This is a genomic window from Flavobacterium sp. W22_SRS_FK3 (assembly GCF_052113665.1).
Classification (GTDB): domain Bacteria; phylum Bacteroidota; class Bacteroidia; order Flavobacteriales; family Flavobacteriaceae; genus Flavobacterium.
Map to the genome: position 1 here is coordinate 56,776 of NZ_JBGQOF010000010.1, position 23,608 is coordinate 80,383.

A 23,608-nucleotide genomic window follows, 5' to 3' on the forward strand; every position below is an offset into this window, starting at 1 on the left:
AAAGTTTTTATATTTCCTTAGACTCTTAATTTTATAGTTCACAAATTCCTCTTTAGTCGAAACGGAAATAGCCAAAGATCCCTCAACTTTAAAAGCATTAACCTTATAAAAATGGTAAAAACAAAACAAAGGAATCAAAACCAAAGAAATCATTCCAGGAACATAAAAAATCTTCTTTCTCTTTTTATGTTCTTGTATCACAACCTCGCATTCAGTTTTATATTAAAAACTCTCGAAGTCATATAATTCGGAATTGCATATTGATTTTTCGAATAAGCATCTCTAACCCAGGTGTTGGTTATTGCATTTTGATTATTAAAAAGGTTAAATATTTCCAAACCTAATGATAATTCTTTGAAATTTTTCAGCCAGCCGGTTTTGGCTCCATTAGTCTGATCAATAAAAACTTTAGCAAAACCAACATCTGCTCTTCTGTAATCGTTTAATCTGTTTTGGTATAAATAAGGATCAGAATACGAAGGAGATCCTCCTGGCAAACCGGTATTGTAAACTAAATTTAAGTATAATTTAATGCTGGGGATATTTGGCATATAATCCTGAAACAATATTGCAAATTTTAATCTTTGGGCAGTTGGTCTGGCTATATACCCTTTGTTATCGTAGTTTTCCTCAGTTTTTAAATATCCGAAACTGATCCATGATTCAGTTCCTGGCACAAACTCGCCATTTAACCTAAAATCTAAACCTTGTGCGTAAGCTTTGGCATTATTATCCGCTATATAACGAATGCGTACATTATCAATCGAATATACATTTACATCTGAAAGTGATTTATAATAAAGTTCCGTAACCCATTTAAAAGGTCGTTTCCACATTTTAAAATTATAGTCGTTACTTAGTACAAAATGTATCGATTGCTGTGCTTTTACATCTGTATTAACTTCTCCATTTGAATCACGAAGTTCCCGATAAAAAGGTGGCTGATAATACAATCCGCCCGAAATCCTAAAAATCATATTTTTATCCCAATCCGGCTTTAAGGCAAATTGTGCACGCGGACTAAAAACAGTCTGATACTTACCTTCTTCAGCTGCGCCTGAAACCTGCCAGCTTTGAAAGCGTGCTCCGATTGTATACCAAAATTGATTTGAACCTAATTCTGTTTTATTATTCCATTGTGCGTAACCTGAAAATCTGTTTATGTCATTAAAATTGGTAGCGCGAATATTTTGGTACGGTAAAAGGGGTCCAGTATAAGGTTCGTATGGCTGGTCATTTTTTGGAAGATCTAAAATGGGTGGATTTATAGAAAATCCAGCCGAATCAATTACCTCCCACTCCACTATCCTGTCCCGAATAGATTCTCGTGTAAATTTCAATCCAAATTCTAGCTGATTATTATTATTCCATTCTTTAAAACCTTTAATCTCGGCATTTGCAATCAAAGCATCCAAATCATTTCTGGCATGATTAAGCTGAGCGCCAATTCCTCTTGTAAAATCTACATCCTCAGGATTTGTAGTTCCATCAACATTCCCCAATCGATATTGCGCCAAAATATCAAAATGTTCCTGTTCAATGGTATGAAATAACGATCCTATGAACTTCAAAGTAAAAGTAGACGAAACTTTATATGTAGTTTTTATGGCTCCAAAATAAGTATCATATTGATCCCTTTCCTTACCTTCATAATAAACAGCAAGTGCCATTGGTTTATCGATTGTTCCAAATTTTGTTTCACGGGTTAAGGGCTGATACAAATATTTATTTTGCGAAATATTTCCCAAAAAACTTAATTGCCATTTGCTTGAAATATCATAATTAATATTCGTCTGAATATCAGCAAATGTTGGTGTATAATTAGTCTGTGTATCCTGACTATTTACCAGTAAACTATTATTACGATAACGAACGCCTGTTACAGCTGACCATTTTTTATTTTTCGAAACAGCATCAACTGCCAAACTCCCTCCAAGAAAACTGGCTTCAAGGACAGCTCCAAATTTAGTTGGTTTTCTATACGTAATATCTAATACTGAAGAAAGTTTGTCACCATATTTTGACTCAAATCCTCCAGCCGAGAAATCAATATTTTGTACTAAATCTGTATTGGTAAAACTCAATCCTTCTTGTTGGCCAGATCGAATTAGAAAGGGACGATATACTTCGACTTCATTTACATAAACCAGATTTTCATCATAATTACCTCCACGAACGGCATATTGGGTACTCAATTCATTATTTGAATTTACTCCTGGCAATGTTTTCAAAACATTTTCAATTCCTGCATTTGCTCCGGGAATCTTTTTTATAGTTGCAGGATCAATAATCGTAATACCCTGAACCAGTTTTTTGTTTTTTGAAGTTACAAAAACTTCTCCCATCTGTTCTTCATAATTGTTCATGACAGGATTAAAAACAAAAGTTTCATAAGGTTTCAAATTCACCGTTAATGTCATCATTTTTAAAGAAATGTGCCTAAAAATCAAAACTGCTTTTTTGTTTGATGGAACAAAAACCTGAAAATGACCTTTAGCATCAGACTGCGTAGTTTTATCACCAGCAGAAACATTTACATCTGCAACGGGATGATTTTCATTGTCTAAAATAATTCCTTTAACTTTAGCACTTTGGGCAGATGAAGCATAACCAATGCATAAAAAAAGAAAAACAATTATTGATTTAAAATTATTCAAACGTTTTGGTTTTATTTTTGTTGACTTCTAAAAAAATGAGTTTCAAAGATAGCAGAATTCCCCACATTATCAACCACTTCAATTTTTAAATCATTAGCTCCCTCTGCAACTAATGTATCATCAAAAACATGTGTGATTTTCCTCGTTTTATTGTCATACTCAAACAAAATCCAATTTCCATTTAAATAGCCATTATAAGATTTGATTCCCGATAAATTATCATTAATTGTAAACTGAATGGCTTTAACTCCACTAATCCATTTGCCTTCAATTGATTTGCTGATTTTTATAGTTGGTGCAATCGTATCTAAAACCAAACCATATTGTCCTAACGTTTTTGATTTTGCAGTAAAAACATCATTTTTTCTGGTAGTCATATTATAGCTTTTGCTATTTCCGCTTATTCTTGCTATAAAAATCTTACCTCGTAAATCTTCAGGATAAGTACTGTCTTTTATTGTTATTGTAAAATTTGAATGCACAGGAACTACATCTTCGTGAATATAAATTCTGTTATTTTTTACATCGAAATTCAAATTAAAATCTTCGTAAAAAGTTCCGGCAGGAAAAAACACAGACATATTATCCTTCTCAAAATTCGAATCTTTATTATATCGAATTAAATATTTTGAAGTTACAGGCTCAGCATTTATAACTGGTGTTTCAGAATCGTATTCCACCGGTATCGTAATTGACCTCAGGTTTCCAAAATAATCAGACACTTCGATTCTGTAAGTTAAACCTAAATTGGGTTCAACAGGAAGTATTCCGTTAAGCGAATCCGTTTTTATAATACTTAGTGCAAAAGGCGTTTTCATAAATAACTTTTGTACCCGCTGTCCTGTTTTTCTATATTTTGAATAATCGATAAGAGCGTTTACATATCGCATTTCATCAAAAGAATAGGTGCTAAACTTATAGCTGTAATTTGGGTTTCCATTTAAAAAAGTACTTACCTTAAAAACACCATTTCTATTGCCTGAAACATCATCAAAATCAACGGCATTAATTCCAAAACCTATTTTTCCATTTGCTTTTACCTTTCCTGCTAAATAATTTCCGTCTTTTTGAAGGGAAAGGTTCAATAATAAGGGCTGTTTGGATTGATTAACTACTGTATTATCAATCGGGTAAACAAATAAACTTGAAATAGTTGGTTTTTTATTATCTTCTATATTTTGGTCAAATCCAAAAAAAAGCGGATTTATAATGAACTCCGTCTTTGAATCACGCAATTCAAAATGCAGATGCGGCCCTTGAGAAGAGCCAGTATTACCGGAAAGTGCAATTAATTGCCCTTTTGTAACAGGTAATTCATCCGGTTTTAAAAACATTTCAATTTCAAAAGACTTCTCCTTACAATGTGTGTTTTTAACATATTCCTCAATGGCTCCCACAGGCGTTTGCAAATGTCCGTAAACACTTGTATATCCATTTGGATGGGTAATGTAGATACATTTTCCGTTTCCAAAAGTCGAAATTTTTATCCTTGACACATAGCCATCAGCGACTGCATAAACATTCAAACCTTCTCTTTGGTTGGTTTTTAAATCGAAGCCCGCATGAAAATGATTGGGTCTCAATTCTCCAAAATTTCCTGAAAGCCGCATCGGAATATCTAACGGAGATCTAAAATAATCTTTAGGATATTGGGTTTGAGGAAAAATAAACTGGCAAAAAAACAGGGTAATTAGTGAAAATCTCATAAGTAACATTTTTGCTAAGATAAAAAATTAAGGAGCGAAAAACGAAGATCAAACCCTCAAAAACACAATTCACTGAATTTCATTTATTTGTCTATTTTTAATGCAAAAAAATCGATAAAAAATTGCATTAATAAAAAGGAATACTAACTTTGTATGATTAAGTAATGAATAGGATTTATAATGAGTGTAATTGCCGAAATAATTGATACTCTTGAATATAAAGTCGAAAAGCTTTTTTCAAAATCAAAAGCTTTAGAAAAAAACAATCAGGATTTACGATTAGAACTAAACAAAGCTGTGCAAATCATCCAGAAACAATCTGAAGAAATTGAAGCTTTGAAGAAGCAATATGAAACACTTAAAATAGCCAATTCGTTGCTCGGCAGCGACAATAACAAGAGAGAGACAAAGCTTAAAATAAATTCATTAATTCGCGAAATTGATTACTGTATTGCACAACTATCAGATTAGAAAATATGGACGGAAAGCTTAAAATTAAAATATCAATTGCAGATCGCGTTTACCCGTTAACGGTGGAACCCGCTCAGGAAGAAGGACTTAGAAGTGCTTCTAAAAAAATTGATGCTATGATTAAGCAATTCGAAGAAAGTTACGCGGTTCGCGACAAACAAGATGTGTTAGCCATGTGTGCCCTGCAGTTTGCATCACAAGTAGAGCAAAAACAGATTGATAACGCTATCGATGGCGAGGAAACCATCGAAAGGATTAAAAGATTAAATTCGCTATTAGATCAATATCTCGAAAATTAAACGTTCTTTACATAAACTAAGATACTGCCTACATTAGTTCACAATTGGTAAACTCAACACTAACAAATTAGAATGAGCAAATCGTCGCTACTATAGTATGCCATGCCTCGGCTTGGAAACTTGAACAGTGAGTTAGCTCAAAACTTGTCTTTACGAGTTTATTCAAGCAATTAATGTAGGCTTTTTTATATATAAATTTTAACAAACATGGACATCATAACGATCATTATTTCAGGTATTGTAGGAATTGCAGCAGGTTTTGCAATTGCTAAAATTATCGAAAAAAGCAATATTTCTAATTTAATAAAAAACGCTAAAAAGGAAGCCGCTTCAATATTAAAGGATGCTAATTTAGAGGCGGAAAACATTAAAAAAGATAAAATTCTTCAGGCTAAAGAGAAATTTATTGAATTAAAATCAGAACATGAACAGGTAATTTTATCCAGAGATAAAAAAGTGGCCGAAGTCGAAAAAAGAGTTCGCGATAAAGAATCACAAATTTCAAATGAGCTTTCAAAAGCTAAAAAAGTAAATGATGATTATGAAGCTAAAACCCTTGAATACAATAATAAAATTGAACTTTTAGACAGAAAACAATCTGAGGTTGATAAACTACATAAAAGTCAATTACAGCAATTAGAGGTAATCTCAGGACTTTCTGCTGAAGAGGCAAAAGAGCAATTAGTAGAAGGCTTAAAAGCTGAAGCTAAGAGCAAAGCGATGTCTCATATTCAGGACACTATTGAAGAGGCCAAACTTACAGCGCAGCAAGAAGCTAAAAAAATTATTATCAACACCATTCAGAGAGTTGGAACTGAAGAAGCAGTAGAAAATTGCGTTTCTGTTTTCAACATTGAATCAGATGATGTAAAAGGTAGAATTATTGGTCGTGAAGGACGTAACATTAGAGCTCTTGAAGCTGCAACAGGAGTAGAAATCATTGTTGATGATACACCAGAAGCTATCATCCTTTCTTGTTTTGATCCAGTTCGTAGAGAAATTGCCCGATTGTCATTACACAAATTAGTAACCGACGGACGTATTCACCCAGCCAGAATTGAAGAAGTTGTAGCTAAAACCGCTAAGCAAATTGACGACGAAATTATTGAAGTTGGTAAACGCACTGTTATTGACTTAGGAATTCATGGTTTACATCCAGAATTGATAAAAGTAGTTGGCAGAATGAAATACCGTTCATCGTACGGACAAAACTTATTACAGCACTCTAGAGAAGTCTCTAAACTTTGTGGTATTATGGCTGCTGAATTAGGCTTAAACGTAAAACTAGCCAAAAGAGCAGGTTTACTTCATGATATTGGTAAAGTTCCAGATACTGAAAGTGATTTACCACATGCACTATTAGGTATGCAATGGGCTGAGAAATATGGTGAAAAAGAAGAGGTTTGCAACGCAATTGGAGCTCACCACGATGAGATTGAGATGAAATCATTATTATCTCCGATAATTCAGGTTTGTGATGCTATTTCTGGGGCAAGACCAGGTGCTAGACGCCAGGTTTTGGATTCCTATATTCAACGTTTGAAAGATCTTGAAGAAGTTGCTTACGGATTCAGCGGAGTTAAAAATGCGTATGCAATTCAGGCAGGTAGAGAACTTCGAGTAATTGTAGAAAGCGAAAAAGTATCTGATGATAATGCTGCTAATTTATCTTTCGAGATTTCACAAAAAATTCAAACTGAAATGACTTATCCAGGTCAGGTAAAAGTGACGGTTATTCGCGAAACCAGAGCCGTAAATATTGCCAAATAAATTCTCTAAAAAATATAATTCCATAAAAAAACTTCTCACCAATGAGAAGTTTTTTTTTATTTCACTAAAACAAATTATAATTCATCGCTAAAAACAATTTTAAAGATTGTTCCTACTCCAACTTCGCTTTCAACAAAAACTTTTCCATTCATGGCCTCTATCTGATTCCTGGTAATATACAAACCAATCCCTCTTGCATCTTTATGTTTATGAAAGGTTTTATACATTCCGAACAACAAGTTTCCATATTTTTCTAAATCAATACCCAGGCCATTGTCTTTAATTTTTAGTGCCTTAGCACCGTCTTTTTCAATAACATAATCAAAAACTACTACCGGACTTCTCTTCGGATGCGCATATCTTATTGCATTTGTTACAAAATTCAACAAGACACTTTCAAGATAAGCCGGATTAAAATTTACTGTTACATACTCCGGTACATTATTTATGATATTTGCCTTTGTCTCTGAATTAAAATCTTTGATAGTTGAAATCGTTTTATTAATGTATCCAAACAAACTCAATGGTTTGACTATTATATTTATATTGCCCTGAATCTGAACAATTTGATTTAAATTCAAAATAGTATCATTCAAATCATTAGAAACTGTTCTGAGATGCATTAACATCTCTATAATTGTTTCTTTTTTTTCATCAATATCAATAAAATCTAATATCGCTTTAATATTACCTGCCTGTGTGCTTAAATTATGCGAAACAATATGAGAAAAATTCAGCAATCGGCTATTTTGCTCACTATATAAATTCATCGTTTTTACTAGCTCTAATTCTTTTTCTTTTTGTGCCGAAATATCTGTGTGAGTTCCAATTACCCTCAAAGGCTTTCCGTTTTCATCACGTACAATCACTTTCCCTCTGTCTAAAATCCATTTATAATTTCCACTGGAGGTCATTACCCGATGATAATTTTCATAATAAGGAATCTTATTATCAAAATGTTCCTGTATATCTGAATAATATTTAGGCAAATCTTCAGGATGAACAATTTGATCCCAGCGTTCAGGATCATCAAATACATCAGCTGATTCAACCTCTAAAATTCTCAAGGACAAGGAAGAATAAAAGACTTTATTGGTAAGCATGTTCCAATCCCAAATACCGGTAGTAGAAGCTTCTAAAGCAAACTGAAATCGTTCTTCAGAAATAAGCAGCTTCAACTCTTTATCCTTTAAATCTGTAATATCCGAAAGATGTCCATAAAAGTTCACTTTACCATCAGCACACAACTCAGATTTAGATGAAACTTTAAACCACCTTAACCCTTTTTCAGGCAAAATCCCCCTAAATTCAACCTCCCATCTGGAAATTTCTGTTTTAGCTTTTAAAAATGACTGTATGAATAATTTATAATCTGAAGGGTGGATTCTTTCAGCAATTGCAGACTTTATATCATTTGGGACATCATTTGAATTTAACTCAAAAAGTTCTTCAATTGATTTACTAAATAATGGAAATGAATAATTATTATCAACATCAATCACAAACTGAAAAATCAAATCAGGAATTTCTGCAAACAATTTTTTATAAAAATCATTTACATTATTACAATCTTCATTTTCATACAAATCAAAAACCATAATCACTTCTGTAGGTTAAGCAAATTAATTAAAACATCAGGACTTAAAACCTTCTTTTAAAGGGAATTAATTTCCACTACAAGGTATTATTTTTCCAAGAAAGTTACTGTTAATAACTAATTTTTCTAAAAAAAATTATCTTCGGGGATGAAAAGTGTGCATTACCTCTTTTAAGAAACTTCTGTCTAAATGCACATAGATTTCAGTAGTAGTTATTGATTCATGCCCAAGCATGAGTTGAATTGAACGTAAATCGGCACCGTTTTCTAATAAATGCGTAGCAAAAGAATGCCTTAAAGTATGCGGACTAATATTTTTATTTAGCTCTATTTTTACCGCCAAATCTTTAATGATAGTAAAAATCATGGAGCGTGTAAGCTGATTTCCTCTTCGGTTTAAGAACAAAGTATCTTCATATCCTTTTTTTATTTTTAAGTGAACCCGAACTTCTTTCTGATAAATGGTAATATATTTTTGGGTCAAATTACCAATAGGAACAAAACGCTCTTTATTGCCTTTTCCGGTAATTTTTATAAAACCTTCTTCAAAAAACAAATCTGAAATTTTTAAGGATACCAATTCCGATACACGAAGTCCGCAACCATACAAAGTTTCCAGCATCGCCCTGTTTCTTTCTCCTTCGTTTGAACTTAAATCTATAGCCGCAATCAAACTATCAATTTCTTCGACAGATAATGTATCTGGCAATTTACGACCTGTTTTAGGAGTTTCAATTAATTCCAGTGGGTTATCTGTACGGTAATCTTCGAAAACTAAATAATTAAAGAAACTTTTTAAACCTGAAATAATTCGAGCCTGTGAGCGAGGATTGACTTCTTTTGAAACCGAATAAATGAATTGCTGAACCGTTTCATCTGCTATTTTTATGGGAGAAATATCTATTTGATTGGTTTCTAAAAACAGACACAATCGTTCAATATCGAAACCATAATTTTCAATTGTATTTTTTGACAAACCTCGTTCAATACGCAAATACGACTGATAATCTTTTATATAGGTATTCCATTTCATACTTACAAAGTAAACATATTTTGAGTATAAAAAAAACCTTCCGGATTAGGGAAGGTTTTAATAAATATTTTTATTCAATGATTAGAATTTATATCCAACATTCAATGAGAAAACACTATTATTAATTGTTGCATCTTCTCCTCCTTCTGTTTTTGCAATGTTAGACAAACCTAAATTGTATCTCACATTAGCAAAAAAATGTTCTGTAAAATCATATCCGGCTCCAAAGTTCAAACCAAAATCAACGGATTCAAAGTTATCTTTAACATCCTGATCAGAACTCCCGTATCCATCAACTTTTACGTTCAGCTTTGCTGATGTTAAAAATCCAACCTGTGGTCCTGCCTCAAGATTAAATTTTTCTGCAGCATAATATTTAAACATTACAGGTACATTTAAATATGCTAAGTTAAACTTCACATCTGTTGAATAAAACCCATCTCCTAATTCTACCTCAAAATTATCTACTTTCATACCCTGAGCAGAATATAAAAGCTCTGGCTGTATCGAAAACTTATCCGATAATTTGATTTCAGCAAAACCACCAATATTAAATCCTATTTTCGATTTAACATCCAGTCCTTCTGTATCACCTACCCAATTAGAGATATTCATTCCACCTTTTATACCAAATTTAGCGGTTTGTGCATTTGACAATCCAAACACCAAAACTACTGCAACAACTAAAATATTTTTTTTCATTTTATTGATTTATAAATTGATTCTCAGATATGTCATTTAAATCAAATTGATTAATTATTGAACTAAAAAAACCTTCCTGATTAAGGAAGGTTTTATAAAATATATTCCAAAAGAAAATATTAGAATTTATATCCAACAGATAAAGAGAAAACACTGTTATTAACTTTGTAGTCATCAGAACCTTCTCCATCATTGATATTTGACAGACCTAAATTATAACGAACTCCTGCTGATAAATTTTCAGTAAAATCATAACCTGCTCCAAAATTCAAACCAAAATCAATTGATTTTGCATAATCCTTAAAATCTTCACCATCTTCTTTAGCTGATAATAAGAAACCTATTTGAGGACCAGCCTCAACGCTAAATGCTTCAGTAATAAAATACTTAGCCATAACTGGAACATTTAAATAATCCAATTTTGTGTCATATTTATATGTTTCACCACCAAAGGAGTCTTCATTTTTTGCTCCTTGAGCAGAATATAAAAGCTCTGGCTGAATAGCAAATTTTTCAGTAAGTTTAATTTCAGCAAAACCACCTACTTGAAATCCTACTAAAGTTTTAGTATCTTCAGCATCACCACCAACATTAGCGAAGTTAACACCTGCTTTTACTCCAAATTTAACACCTTGTGCATTTGTGAATCCAAATGCTAAAACAGCAATAATAGATAATGTAATTTTTTTCATTTTTTTTATAAAATTAATAGATTATTTAGTAGGGCAAATCTATATCAATTAACATTAACAAACCAAATTATATTTTAAAATAATCGTTAAGAGGTGTTATAAAAATCTTGTTAAAATTAACAAAAAACTAAATATCAAACGATTACATTTTTAAAAATCACTAAAAACCGTTAGTAGTATAAATTTATAATTAATAGTAAAATTCTTTCTTAATACTGTAATTTAAAACAATTTCCTGTTAATTTAGAACAAATGGTAATCTTGAAACTTCCAATACAATAAATATAAAAAGACAGAGTTTTTAATTCTATTATTTTGTATTAATCAAATCTTAAAATTAACATTATGAAAAAGATACTTTTAGCGGCTATGCTCCTTGTAGCATCTGCGTCAGTTCACGCACAATTATTAAAAATCGGGGTAAAAGCCGGGGTTAACTTTGCTAACCAAACGGGAGATGCTTTTGATGCTCCAAACGTTGACAAGGAAGGTATTACTAGCTACCATGCGGGTTTAGTAGCAGAAATTAAGTTATTGGACAAATTTGCTATTCAACCTGAACTTTTATATTCAACTCAGGGTGCTACATACAAAAATGCGGTGCAGGAGTTTAAAAATGAATTAGGCTATTTGTCTATACCTGTAATGGCTAAATTTTACTTAACCGACTCCTTCAGCCTTGAAGTTGGGCCGCAAGCTTCCTTTTTGTTAAATCAAAAGGATGATGTAGATTTTGAAGAGCCAGAAACTTTCGAATTCGGTCTTAATGCCGGATTAGGATTTAAGATTACAGAAAACTTTTTTATTCAGGGGCGTTATGGCTTAGGATTAACAGATGCTTCAAAAGATGCGGATGTTAAAAATTCAACGATACAATTATCTGCCGGATTTATGTTCTAAAATAATATCACATACTTTTATAAAAACCGTTCTCTTAATTAGAACGGTTTTTTTATTTTTACATTCTTGTGAAATGTTTCTGTGAAATATAAATGGATTCAAATCACTTTTAATAAACTTTAAATTACTTATGAAAATCGCTATAATCAACGGGCCGAATTTGAATCTTTTAGGAAAAAGAGAACCTGAAGTTTACGGAAGCCAGACTTTTGAAGATTATTTTGAAATATTGGAACACAAATTTCCAGACCTTGAACTTTCCTACTACCAAAGCAATATTGAAGGCGAATTGATTGGAAAAATTCAGGAAGTTGGTTTTACATTTGATGGAATCATTTTAAATGCAGGAGCTTACACACACACATCAATTGGTCTTGGCGATGCTATTAAAGCTGTAACCACCCCTGTTATTGAGGTGCATATTTCTAACACTTATGCGCGTGAAAGTTTCAGACATCAATCGTATTTATCCGGAAATGCAAAAGGTGTTATTTTAGGTTTTGGACTAAAAAGTTATGAATTGGCGATTCAGTCATTCTTATAATCTGTTATTTAACAAATTATTAATAACCACGCTTTATAGTTATTTTATTTTTGTGAGAGAAAAAACTTTCATGAGAAACTATACCTTATTTACCTTTTTATTTTTTTCGTTTTCCAACTTTGCTCAAATTAAAGGAACCATAACAGATGAAAAAGGTACTCCCTTACCATTTGTTTCTATACTTGAAGAAAATACATATTCAAGTACAACTTCAAACGAACAGGGAAATTACCAGCTCAATGTAAAAGAAGTTGGTAAGAACAAAATTATCTTTCAGTACTTAGGCTTTAAGACCCAAAAAATCACCCTTTCATCAGAATCAAAAGCAGTTATTCTGGATGTAAAAATGCTGGAAGAAAGTTTTGCTTTGAACGAAGTTATCATTGATCAAAAAAACAATCCTGCAAATGCTATCATAAAAAATGCCATTGCAAACAAAAAGGAAAACTCAGAAAAGACTGCCCGCTATACTGCCGATTTTTATTCAAAAGGGATGTTTAAAGTCAAAGATCTCCCTAAAAAAATTCTTGGGCAAAAAGTAGATTTAGGCGAAGATATGTCGTCTAATTTAGATTCAACCGGAACCGGAATTTTATATTTATCAGAAACTATTTCTAAAATCACTTTTGAAAAACCTGATAAATTAAAAGAGAAAATCATTGCTTCTAAAATTTCAGGAAACAACAGAGGTTATAGCTATAATACCGCCGCATTATCGACTTATGATTTTTATGAGAATACTTTAGACTTCGATGTAAGGCTCATCTCTCCTATTGCCGATAATGCGTTTAATTACTACAAATACAAACTCGAAGGAACTTTCTATGACGACAAGAATCACCAAATTTTTAAAATCAAAGTAATACCAAAGCGTGACAAAGAACCCGTTTTTGAAGGCTATATTTATATTGTTGATGATAGTTTTGCTATTTATGCTATAGATTTAGACATTAAAGGTTACCGAATGAAAAATGAATTTACTGAAATCATGACTTTAAAACAGAGCTTCAGCTATAATTCAAAAAATAAAATCTGGTCTAAAAACGCACAGACTCTTTCTTTTAATGCCGGCATTTTTGGTGTGAAATTCTCGGGAAATTTCAATTACATTTATTCGAATTATGAGTTTCCGGATTCATTTGAAAAGAAAACTTTTGGAAATGAAATTGTAGCTTTTGAAGCCAATGCTAATAAAAAAGACAATGCTTTTTGGAATCAAATACGTCCAATTCCGCTAACGATTGAAGAAAGCACTGATTATACCAAAAAAGACAGTTTGCTAACCATCAGAAAATCCCGAAAATATACCGATTCAATCGATGCCAAAAACAACAAATTTAAAGTTTGGGATATTTTAATGGGATACGATTACAAAAATACATTCAAAAAACATTCATTTGATTATAAAGGCTTACTGAATCTAACTTCTTTAAGGTTCAATACTGTACAGGGATTTAATTTTGATTCGGGATTCTCATTTAGAAAATGGAATGAAGACAAAGGAAAAAGTACTTTTGTTAGTACAACATTTAATTATGGCTTTTCAGATTATCGTTTTCGTGTTATTGGGGAATTCAATCATCGATTTAATAATCTAAATTACGCCGCAATTTGGGGATCGGGAGGTACAAAATTGGCACAATTTAATAATGCTGAACCTATAAGTAAATTGATCAATTCTATAAGCTCATTGTTTTTTAAAGACAATTATATGAAGCTGTATAATTTAGAATTTGCTCAAATCAACTACGGCCAGGATATTGCAAACGGAATTAATTTGAATGCCAAAATAGCCTACGAGCAAAGAAAACCTCTTTTTAACACCACAGATTATTCTTTTTTTAAAAAGGATGATATTTATTCATCCAACAATCCGTTGAGGCCTGATGATTTTGTTACTGCGGCATTTGATCGTCATCATTTATTTAAAACGGCTTTGAATGCGAGAATTAATTTCGGAAATAAATACATTTCGAGACCGGACGGGAGATATAATATTAAAAATGCAAAATACCCAACTGTCTTTTTAGCCTTTGAAAAAGCCTTTGCTGCCAGCGAAAAAAAATATGAATTTGAAAGAATAGGAGCTTCTGTACAATACGATTTATCATTAGGAAACAAAGGTCTTTTGGGAATGAATTTCAGAGCCGGAAAGTACTTTAATGCTGAAAATATCTCCTTTATAGATTACAGACATTTCAATGGAAACCAAACGCATATTGGAACCAGTGAACGCTATTTGAATGTTTTTAATTTGATGCCGTATTATGAAAACAGCACCAATGACAGTTATTTGGAAATGCACCTAGAACACAATGATACCGGATTTATCATGAATAAGATTCCGTTGTTGAATTTACTAAAATCAACTATGAATATTGGATTTCACTCATTGGCAATTCCCGACAGAAAACCGTATTCTGAGTTTACAGTTGGTCTGGACAATTTAGGTTTTGGAAAATTTAAATTGTTTAGAGTTGATTACGTTCATTCTTACCAAGGCGAAATTCAGCAGAATGGTGTTGTGTTTGGTTTGAAGATTTTGAATGTGTTGGATTAAAAAAAAAGTTACTAAGCTACTAAGGTTCTGAGTTACTAAGTCGAAATACCTTGTAGGTCCTAGACTCTGCTAGAACTGACAAAACCTAATAGAATATTTTAAACCAAAACCCCAACTTACCTTAGAGTGCGTTAGGGATGGAAGCGATATCCTTTTTATTTTTTCTTTAAAAATAAAAAGATATAGTGAACAGCCCGACCGGAGGTAACGCCTGAATAAAAAACCCGTTTACTCATTAAAGAATAAACGGATTTTGTTTTTTATATCAATGAAGAAGACTTAATCTTAGTATTTCAGAATCTTTTTTCTCAATGATAATCATCTGGTTCAATATGAATCAAAACATTGCCTAATTGAGGTATCTTTTCTTTTAAAGTATCTTGCAGTTTATGCGACAATTCATGTCCTTCTTTTACAGAAATTTTTGCTGACACTATTGCATGTAGATCAACGTGATAACGCATACCTGTTTTACGTATGAAACATTTTTCGGTTCCTAAAATGCCTTTTACCGTTAAAGCTTTTACCCTTATTTCTTCAACCAGATCATCATTTAAGTGTTCATCCATTATTTCGCCAAGTGCTGGTCTGAAAATTTTATAGCTGTTGTATAAGATAAAAAAAGCAGCAAAAAGTGCCGCCCAATCATCTGCTGATTCATAGCCTTTTCCCATAAACAACGCAATCGAAATTCCGATAAACGCTGCTACCGAGGTAATGGCATCACTTCTATGGTGCCAGGCATCAGCTTCTAATGCGGAACTATTGGTTTGTTTACTTCGTTTCATCATCAATCGATACGAATACTCCTTCCAGATAATAATTGCACCTAAAACATAGAGAGTCCATGATTTTGGCAAATCGTGTGACGTATTAATATTGGAAATACTTTTATATCCAATAATTGTGGCCGAGGTAATTAAAAAACCCACAACCAAAAAAGTAACTAAAGGTTCGGCTCGCCCATGTCCGTATGGATGATTTTCATCTGCCGGTTTATTCGAATATTTGATTCCAAACAGCACCAAACAAGACGAAAATATATCCGTAGTCGACTCAATCGCATCAGCAATCAAGGCGTAAGAATTGCCAAAAAAACCTGCCAAACCTTTTATAACGGCTAAGCAGGTGTTTCCAGCTATACTAAAATATGTAGCTTTTATAGCTTTTTGTTCATTTGTCATTAGAGACTTTTTTATCTACTCACGCACAATTTTAGCACCAATTGCTCTTAAACGTTCATCGATACGTTCGTACCCACGATCAATTTGTTCGATATTTTGAATTGTACTTGTGCCTTTTGCAGAAAGTGCAGCAATTAATAATGAAATTCCGGCACGAATATCCGGAGATGACATTGTTGTTGCTTTTAGTTGAGATTCGAAATTATGTCCCATAACCACTGCTCTGTGTGGGTCACATAACATAATTTTAGCTCCCATATCGATTAGTTTGTCCACAAAAAACAAACGGCTTTCGAACATTTTTTGATGAATTAAAACATCCCCTTTTGCCTGTGTTGCCACAACCAAAACGATACTCAACAAGTCAGGCGTAAATCCTGGCCAAGGTGCATCGGCAATTGTTAAAATAGATCCATCGATATCTGTTTTTACTTCGTACCCGTTTGTGTGAGCAGGAATATAGATATCGTCACCACGTTTTTCAATTGTAATCCCCAGTTTTCTAAATGTGTTTGGAATTAAACCTAAGTTCTCCCAGCTTACATTTTTGATCGTGATTTCGCTTTTGGTCATCGCCGCAAGACCAATCCACGAGCCAATTTCAATCATGTCCGGAAGAATTCTGTGCTCACATCCGCTTAGACTTTCAACACCTTCGATAGTCAATAAGTTTGAACCAACTCCGGTAATTTTAGCCCCCATAGAGTTCAGCATTTTGCATAATTGCTGTAAATAGGGTTCGCAAGCAGCATTGTAAACAGTAGTTCTTCCTTTTGCTAGAACAGCTGCCATAACAATATTAGCTGTTCCGGTTACAGATGCCTCGTCAAGTAACATATCTGTACCTTGTAATCCTTCTGCTGGAGTTTCTACTCCATAAAAGTGATCTTCCCTGTTATATCTAAATTTTGCTCCAAGGTTAATAAAACCTTCAAAGTGTGTATCTAATCTACGACGTCCAATTTTGTCTCCCCCCGGTTTTGGAATATATCCTTTACCGAAACGGGCCAAAAGCGGTCCAACAATCATAATAGAACCACGAAGCGCTCCACCTTCTTTTTTGAAAGCCTCAGTTTCTAAGTACCCAACATTTACCTCATCGGCCTGAAACGTAATCGAACCCGGTTCATTGCGTTGAATTTTAACTCCTAAATTACCCAACAAAGTGATTAATTTATTAATGTCTATAATATCGGGAATATTATTAATTGTTACTTTATCTTCCGTAAGAAGTACGGCACATAAAATTTGTAATGCTTCATTTTTTGCTCCTTGCGGAGTAATTTCTCCTTTTAAAGGAATTCCTCCTTCGATTTTAAATACTCCCATATTCTTTTTTTACGATTCTGAGGTTCTAAAGTTCTAACGTTCTGAGCTAAACTTCTTAATAGCTAAGTATCTTAGTATCTTAGTACCTTTTATTTCTGATTATTGTTTTTTTTGAAAAGGTTTTGGTTTTCCCGGCCCTTTATTGTTTTTGTTACCTTGAATTTTTGGCTGACCCGGAGGTGTAATTTTATTAGACATACGTTTGTTGGTACGTAATAAATCGGTTGTGTTTAGAAGCTCTTCTGAGCTTTGTAACAAATTGATTTTTCCGCCTGACAATTCAAATAAATGCTCGAAAATAACATCGTCCTTTACCGTGTCTTTGTTCCAGCTCAAGTATGATTTTTTCATGTGATTGGCGATAACCAATACCAATGCATTTTTCATTTCACCATCTTCCCATTTATTGGCAACATCTATCATATATTTGATGTTGTTACCGTAAAATCTGTATTTCGGAAAATTTTGCGGATATTGTAAAACGTCCGGCTTTAACTGCAATACATCACGTGACGGAATTGGATATGGAGATTCTACATCTAATTTAAAATCAGACATAATAAAAAGCTGATCCCATAATTTATGCTGAAAATCCGGTACATCACGCAAATGCGGATTCAGACTTCCCATAACCTGAATAATGTATTTTGCAGCTTTGTTACGCGTTTCAGCATCTTCAATACTAGTAGCCTGATCTATCAGTTTTTGCAAATGACGACCATATTCCGGAATAAGTAAACGTTGTCTTTCAGAATTATATTCTAAGTTAAAAACAACATCATTTGCGACTTCTTTTTTATATTTTTCGACCATGTTATAATGAAACTATACCTTCTATTGTAGAAACTTCTTTGTATTTGCTAATTACCTCATCAGCACTATTCATTGTTACATCAATAGAAACACTGGTAAATTTACCTGTTTTAGATTTTGTTGTTTTGATAACCGCGCCCATTCTGTCAAAAGCCTTTTCAACTCGATCAACATTATCATCAACCGAAGGGACTATAAATTTATACAAATATTCTGCTGGCCAAGTGTTTGAGTTATCTAACTCAACCTTTAGTCTTTCGTAAAATTCTGCGGTGCTTTTTTCTTTATCGTTTTCCATTCGTAATTAAAAATAAAGGCAAATATACGGTTTTGATTTCTGATTTCTGATTTTTTTCTTTGTAAAAAGATCCAAAGTTACAGAGTGGCAAAGGTGCAAAGAAAAAAACTTTACTACCTTATTTCTTTGAAAAATTTACAGTTACATTTGAAAACATAGGTTTAGAAATTTAATAACAAAACATAAAGTCAGAAAGGTTTTTTTACATTTGACTTTTCGACTTTTTTGAAATTCAAAAACATTACAATGAAAAAAATTCTTTTACTTTTTATCACGCTTCTATTTAATAATATCCAAGGTCAGGAAATAAAAACGATGACTTATTTTCAGAATGACACCATCAAACTGGATCTTGATTTGTATTTGCCTCAAAAGAAAATGAACGAAAAAATCCCGTTAATACTTTTTGCTTTTGGAGGGGGATTTTCAGGCGGAGAGCGCACGAGCGAAAAAGAATTTGGAATATTTATGGCAAAAAACGGTTATGCAGTTGCGAGCATTTCGTACAGTTTATATATGAGAGGAAAAAATTTTGGATGCAAAGGCAACTTAAGTGAAAAGATAAAAGCGATTCAGATTGGTGTGAGTGATATGTGGCAGGCTACTTCATTTTTGATCGAAAATGCGAATAAATATAATCTTGATACTTCAAAAATCTTTATCTCCGGAATTAGCGCGGGTGCTGAAATTGGTTTTCACGCTTCTTTTTGGGATTATAATTTGATGAATTTGTACAAAAATAACCTTCCTGAAAACTTTAAATACAAAGGTTTAATTGGAGGTTCGGGTGCCATTATGGATCTTAATTTAATTACCAAAGAAAATACGATTCCGATGTTATTGTCGCATGGAAGTAATGACAACACCGTACCTTACGGAACAGGTTCGCATCACTCCTGCCCTACAAATGCATCTGGCTGGCTTATTTTGTTTGGGGCTTATGCCGTTTACAATCATATGCTTAATTTACATAAAGATATTGAACTGATTACGTTTTGCAGTGGCGGGCATGAATTCTCCGGTTATCTTTTTCACCAGGGACAGCAATATATTCTTGATTTTGTAAATGATGTTTTGAAAGGAAAGAAATTTGAATCTCATATTACTATTCCATCGGAGAAGAAAGGTAAGAATTCAGGGAAGTATTTGTTTTGCGAGTAAATTTTTTATTTTCAATATGGAATTAATTCGATTAGATTTCCTAGTTCTGTTATATACCAAAGTTTTGAAAACCTTGCAGGCGCGCAAAATATTTAAATCTTCCCAAAAACAAAACCATATTTCCTTCTTAGCCCTGATTGAGTCGTTATCCTTATTATGGCGGAGTTCGCCATAAAAGATAAAGCCGAAAGCAGGAAGCGATACTTCCAAATTGCGAAATCATTCGCTTCTGATAAATATTCTTTTTAAATACCAATAACTTTAGGTAAATTTGCGCTTTATTTTACGAAAGTGCAAAAAGAAATCATAGTTATCATTGGTGGACCGGGAACGGGAAAATCTACTCTTTTAAACGAATTAGTCGCTCGTGGGTATTGCTGTTACCCTGAAATTTCAAGACAAGTGACCCTCGAAGCACAACAACGCGGCATCGATCAATTATTTTTAGAACAGCCCTTATTGTTTAGTGAAATGTTACTGGAAGGACGCATTAAACAATTTGAAAATGCTCTCCAAGAACCTGACAATATAGTTTTTATAGACCGCGGAATCCCTGATGTTGTAGCTTATATGGATTATATTGGCGATGAATATCCGGCGCATTTTACAAAAGCCTGCGAAGATTTTAAATATTCTAAAACTTTTATTTTACCGCCCTGGGAAGAGATTTACGAAAGTGATACAGAACGTTATGAGAATTTTGAACAGGCCAAAATGATTCAGAAGCATCTTATTGAAACCTACAAAAAATACGGTTACAACTTAATTGAAGTACCAAAAGATACAGTTGAAAACAGAATTCTTTATATCTTAGATAAAATTTAGGCATTGGGTTAAAGTTGCAAAACTAGAAACTGATTTCTAAATTTTTAACTTTAAAAACAGACCCATGCCAGAAGCACAGGAAATTCTTTTAAAATACTGGAAACACGACAGTTTTAGGCCATTACAAAAAGATATTATTGATTCTGTTTTGGAGGGTCATGATACTTTTGCACTACTCCCAACTGGTGGTGGAAAATCGATTTGTTTTCAGGTTCCGGCGATGATGCAGGAAGGAATTTGTTTGGTTATTTCACCGTTGATTGCCTTAATGAAAGATCAGGTGACAAATCTGCAAAAACGAAACATTAAAGCTATTGCCCTTACCGGCGGAATTCACACAGAGGAAATCATTGAACTTCTTGACAATTGTCAATATGGAAATTATAAATTCCTTTATCTTTCTCCCGAGCGTTTACAATCTGACTGGATTTTGGAACGTATCAAAAATCTCCCTATTAATTTAATTGCAATTGATGAAGCACATTGCGTTTCGCAATGGGGACACGATTTTCGTCCGGCTTATTTGAAGATTTCAGAACTTAAAAAATATTTCCCTAAGATTCCGTTCTTAGCTTTGACCGCTACAGCAACTCCAAGAGTAATTGAGGATATTAAAACGCAGGCAGGATTGAAAGATCCGAAGTTTTTTCAGCAATCTTTTGAAAGAAAAAACATTGCTTACATGGTTTTTGAAGTCGAAGACAAATTGTATCGTGTTGAACAAATTTTAAAGAAAAACCCACAGCCTTCTATTATTTATGTACGAAACAGAAAATCGTGCCTGAATATCTCAACGCAATTACAATCGTTAGGATTTAGAGCAACTTATTATCATGGAGGCCTTTCATCAAAAGAAAAAGACAAAAACATGCAATTGTGGATGTCCGAACAAGCACAGGTTATTGTAGCCACAAACGCTTTTGGAATGGGAATTGACAAAGACAATGTAAAAACAGTTATTCACACTCAGTTACCTGAAAATATCGAAAACTATTATCAGGAATCAGGAAGAGCAGGACGAAACGGCGAAAAAGCATTTTCTGTTTTACTTTTTAATAATTCAGATGCCAACCAGACAGAACAGCAGTTTTTAAGTGTTTTGCCTGATAAAAAGTTTTTAAAAACCATGTATGTAAAACTTTGTAACTATTTTCAGATTGCATACGGCGAAGGTTTAGATGATTCTTTTTCTTTTAAACTGAATCATTTTTGTCATAAATACGATTTCCCTACTTTAACAACATACAATGCTTTGCAGTTTTTAAATCAACAGGGAATCATTACGATGTCTCAGGAATTCTCGGAAAAGATTACCATGCAGTTTTTAATTGAATCGAAAGAAGTAATTCGGTATATGAGTTTAAATCCGAATGATGAAGAAATCATACTGGCGATTTTAAGAACCTATCCGGGAATTTACGAAATGAAAACGCCTTTTAATCTTTCGCTGATTGCAAAAAAATCACATCATACCGAAGAACACGTTTCGGCTGTTTTAGAAAAACTGAAAGAAAAAGAAATCATTGAATACAAATCAAAAAATAACGATGCTACTATCTTATTTAATGAAGTACGCGAAGATGATCTCACCATAAACAGGGTTTCGAAATATCTGGAAAAACAAAATCAATTAAAAAAAGAACAGCTAATGTCTGTCCTATATTATATTAAGGAGAACAAAACCTGCAAAAACCGGTTGATTTTAGATTATTTTGGAGAAGAAACAACTGAGAACTGCGGCGTTTGCTCCTACTGTATTACCCAGAAAGGAAAAATTACGGAAGCTGATTCGATTGCTGATAAAATTCTGCACTTATTAAAATCAGCTGCTTTAACTTCGCGAGAAATTCAGACTCAAATAAAACTGGATGCGAATGATATTGTTTCGGTGCTTCAGGAATTATTAGAAAACAATCATATTACCATATTAGCGAATAATAAATACACTTTAAAATTATAATGGAAAAATTGAGAATTATATTCATGGGAACTCCGGAATTTGCTGTCGGCATTTTGGATACCATTATTCAAAACAATTACGATGTTGTTGGCGTAATTACGGCTGCAGATAAACCGGCAGGACGCGGACAAAAGATAAAATATTCGGCAGTAAAAGAATATGCGCTGGCGAACAACCTTACTTTATTACAGCCAACGAATTTAAAAGATGAAGCATTTTTAGCAGAATTAAAAGGTTTGAATGCCAATTTGCAAATTGTAGTTGCCTTTAGAATGCTGCCTAAAGTAGTTTGGGAAATGCCAAGTTTAGGAACTTTTAACCTTCATGCATCCTTATTACCAAATTACCGAGGTGCAGCACCAATTAACTGGGCGATTATTAATGGAGAAACCAAAACAGGTGTCACTACATTCTTTATTGATGACAAAATTGATACCGGAGCCATGATCTTAAATTCGGAAATCGCGATTGAACCGGAAGAAAGTGCAGGACAATTGCACGACCGATTAATGCATTTAGGAAGCGGGACTGTTATTGACACTTTAAAAGTTATTGAAAGCGGAAATGTAACCACCACTATTCAGGAAGATAGCGAAGAAATTAAAACTGCTTATAAATTAAATAAAGAAAACTGCAAGATCGACTGGTCAAAACCCAGAGATGAAATCAATAATTTAATTCGCGGTTTAAGTCCATATCCAGCTTCATGGTGTTTTTTGAAAGATAAAAATGAAGAATTAAGTATCAAAATATACGAAGCAGAAATGGTTTTAGAACATCATTTATACGAAATAGGAAAACTGATTTGCAGTAAAAAAGAAATTAAAGTTGCAGTTCAAAATGGTTTTATACTATTATTAAGCTTGCAATTGCCTGGAAAAAAGAGAATGCAGGCATCAGAATTATTAAACGGGATCTCTTTTTCTGAAAGCGCAAAAGTCTATTAAGGTCAATAAAACAGGGGTTTATAACTCTTTTAAGTAATAAAACGAGTTGTTTTATGAACAAAAAAAACAAGTTATTAACAATTTTTACTAAAATTAGAGAAAACACTTGCAAGGAACGGATTTCCTATTAAATTTGTGTATTAACAATTTTTTTTTTAAC

20 protein-coding genes are annotated in these 23,608 nt (G+C 33.0%); 10 read left to right on the forward strand and 10 right to left on the reverse strand.

Features of this window, described 5'->3' with window-relative positions:
• Nucleotides 1-197: 197 nt before the first annotated feature.
• Together ACEN2I_RS11565 and ACEN2I_RS11570 are read right to left on the reverse strand one after the other, a co-directional pair.
• Entirely contained in the window at nucleotides 198-2,657 is a 2,460-nt protein-coding gene (locus ACEN2I_RS11565) for a TonB-dependent receptor (protein ID WP_441766259.1), read from the reverse strand.
• 11 nt (nucleotides 2,658-2,668) lie between these two features.
• Nucleotides 2,669-4,363, reverse strand: a complete 1,695-nt coding sequence (locus tag ACEN2I_RS11570) for a M23 family metallopeptidase (protein WP_441766260.1) — start codon at nucleotides 4,361-4,363, stop codon at nucleotides 2,669-2,671.
• Between the two features lie 180 nt (nucleotides 4,364-4,543).
• Here ACEN2I_RS11570 and ACEN2I_RS11575 point away from each other — a divergent pair, with 180 nt between their 5' ends.
• The 3 genes from ACEN2I_RS11575 to rny all read left to right on the forward strand — a co-directional run bounded on the left by ACEN2I_RS11575 (nucleotide 4,544) and on the right by rny (nucleotide 6,903).
• Nucleotides 4,544-4,834: a hypothetical protein gene (locus tag ACEN2I_RS11575; RefSeq protein WP_441766261.1), complete on the forward strand. Its 291-nt coding sequence runs from the start codon at nucleotides 4,544-4,546 to the stop codon at nucleotides 4,832-4,834.
• Between the two features lie 5 nt (nucleotides 4,835-4,839).
• Nucleotides 4,840-5,133, forward strand: coding sequence for a cell division protein ZapA (locus tag ACEN2I_RS11580; RefSeq protein WP_441766262.1), 294 nt, complete (start codon nucleotides 4,840-4,842; stop codon nucleotides 5,131-5,133).
• Nucleotides 5,134-5,340: 207 nt separating this feature from the next.
• A complete protein-coding gene (rny, locus tag ACEN2I_RS11585) occupies nucleotides 5,341-6,903 on the forward strand; it encodes a ribonuclease Y (RefSeq protein WP_441766263.1) in 1,563 nt (520 codons plus the stop codon).
• Nucleotides 6,904-6,977: 74 nt separating this feature from the next.
• On the opposite strand, the gene ACEN2I_RS11590 is transcribed toward rny, so the two are convergent.
• From ACEN2I_RS11590 to ACEN2I_RS11605, 4 genes are all read right to left on the reverse strand, one after another.
• Nucleotides 6,978-8,501 carry a PAS domain-containing sensor histidine kinase gene (locus tag ACEN2I_RS11590; RefSeq protein ID WP_441766264.1) on the reverse strand — a complete coding sequence of 508 codons (1,524 nt, stop codon included), beginning with the start codon at nucleotides 8,499-8,501 and terminating at the stop codon, nucleotides 6,978-6,980.
• 135 nt (nucleotides 8,502-8,636) lie between these two features.
• Nucleotides 8,637-9,533 (reverse strand): site-specific tyrosine recombinase XerD, encoded by an 897-nt coding sequence (gene xerD, locus ACEN2I_RS11595; protein ID WP_441766265.1) that lies wholly within the window; start codon nucleotides 9,531-9,533, stop codon nucleotides 8,637-8,639.
• Nucleotides 9,534-9,614: 81 nt separating this feature from the next.
• A complete protein-coding gene (locus tag ACEN2I_RS11600) occupies nucleotides 9,615-10,235 on the reverse strand; it encodes a porin family protein (RefSeq protein WP_441766266.1) in 621 nt (206 codons plus the stop codon).
• Nucleotides 10,236-10,354: 119 nt separating this feature from the next.
• Complete coding sequence (locus ACEN2I_RS11605; protein WP_441766267.1) at nucleotides 10,355-10,927, reverse strand: porin family protein; 573 nt, start codon at nucleotides 10,925-10,927, stop codon at nucleotides 10,355-10,357.
• 345 nt (nucleotides 10,928-11,272) lie between these two features.
• On the opposite strand from ACEN2I_RS11605, the gene ACEN2I_RS11610 reads away from it, so the two are divergent.
• From ACEN2I_RS11610 to ACEN2I_RS11620, 3 genes are all read left to right on the forward strand, one after another.
• Nucleotides 11,273-11,827, forward strand: coding sequence for a porin family protein (locus ACEN2I_RS11610; protein ID WP_441766268.1), 555 nt, complete (start codon nucleotides 11,273-11,275; stop codon nucleotides 11,825-11,827).
• Between the two features lie 130 nt (nucleotides 11,828-11,957).
• Nucleotides 11,958-12,371 carry a type II 3-dehydroquinate dehydratase gene (gene aroQ / locus ACEN2I_RS11615; RefSeq protein ID WP_441766269.1) on the forward strand — a complete coding sequence of 138 codons (414 nt, stop codon included), beginning with the start codon at nucleotides 11,958-11,960 and terminating at the stop codon, nucleotides 12,369-12,371.
• A gap of 70 nt (nucleotides 12,372-12,441) precedes the next feature.
• Nucleotides 12,442-14,931 (forward strand): DUF5686 and carboxypeptidase regulatory-like domain-containing protein, encoded by a 2,490-nt coding sequence (locus ACEN2I_RS11620; protein ID WP_441766270.1) that lies wholly within the window; start codon nucleotides 12,442-12,444, stop codon nucleotides 14,929-14,931.
• A 308-nt stretch (nucleotides 14,932-15,239) separates the two neighbouring features.
• Here ACEN2I_RS11620 and ACEN2I_RS11625 read toward each other — a convergent pair whose 3' ends face one another.
• The 4 genes from ACEN2I_RS11625 to ACEN2I_RS11640 all read right to left on the reverse strand — a co-directional run bounded on the left by ACEN2I_RS11625 (nucleotide 15,240) and on the right by ACEN2I_RS11640 (nucleotide 18,555).
• On the reverse strand, nucleotides 15,240-16,115 hold the full coding sequence (locus ACEN2I_RS11625) for a cation diffusion facilitator family transporter (protein WP_441766271.1): 876 nt from the start codon (nucleotides 16,113-16,115) through the stop codon (nucleotides 15,240-15,242).
• A 15-nt stretch (nucleotides 16,116-16,130) separates the two neighbouring features.
• Nucleotides 16,131-17,444: a UDP-N-acetylglucosamine 1-carboxyvinyltransferase gene (murA, locus tag ACEN2I_RS11630; protein ID WP_441766272.1), complete on the reverse strand. Its 1,314-nt coding sequence runs from the start codon at nucleotides 17,442-17,444 to the stop codon at nucleotides 16,131-16,133.
• Nucleotides 17,445-17,543: 99 nt separating this feature from the next.
• On the reverse strand, nucleotides 17,544-18,257 hold the full coding sequence (locus tag ACEN2I_RS11635; RefSeq protein WP_441766273.1) for a DUF4290 domain-containing protein: 714 nt from the start codon (nucleotides 18,255-18,257) through the stop codon (nucleotides 17,544-17,546).
• Between the two features lies 1 nt (nucleotide 18,258).
• Entirely contained in the window at nucleotides 18,259-18,555 is a 297-nt protein-coding gene (locus ACEN2I_RS11640; RefSeq protein ID WP_441766274.1) for a DUF493 family protein, read from the reverse strand.
• Nucleotides 18,556-18,801: 246 nt separating this feature from the next.
• Between ACEN2I_RS11640 and ACEN2I_RS11645 the strand changes: the two genes are divergently transcribed.
• From ACEN2I_RS11645 to fmt, 4 genes are all read left to right on the forward strand, one after another.
• Nucleotides 18,802-19,716 (forward strand): alpha/beta hydrolase, encoded by a 915-nt coding sequence (locus ACEN2I_RS11645; RefSeq protein WP_441766275.1) that lies wholly within the window; start codon nucleotides 18,802-18,804, stop codon nucleotides 19,714-19,716.
• Between the two features lie 291 nt (nucleotides 19,717-20,007).
• The gene (locus ACEN2I_RS11650) at nucleotides 20,008-20,541 is read left to right on the forward strand and encodes an AAA family ATPase (protein WP_441766276.1); all 534 of its coding nucleotides are present in this window, start codon (nucleotides 20,008-20,010) and stop codon (nucleotides 20,539-20,541) included.
• Between the two features lie 64 nt (nucleotides 20,542-20,605).
• Complete coding sequence (locus ACEN2I_RS11655; RefSeq protein ID WP_441766277.1) at nucleotides 20,606-22,501, forward strand: RecQ family ATP-dependent DNA helicase; 1,896 nt, start codon at nucleotides 20,606-20,608, stop codon at nucleotides 22,499-22,501.
• Nucleotides 22,501-23,448, forward strand: a complete 948-nt coding sequence (fmt, locus tag ACEN2I_RS11660) for a methionyl-tRNA formyltransferase (RefSeq protein ID WP_441766278.1) — start codon at nucleotides 22,501-22,503, stop codon at nucleotides 23,446-23,448. Before ACEN2I_RS11655 ends, fmt begins: the two co-directional genes overlap by 1 nt.
• The last annotated feature ends 160 nt before the right edge of the window (nucleotides 23,449-23,608 follow it).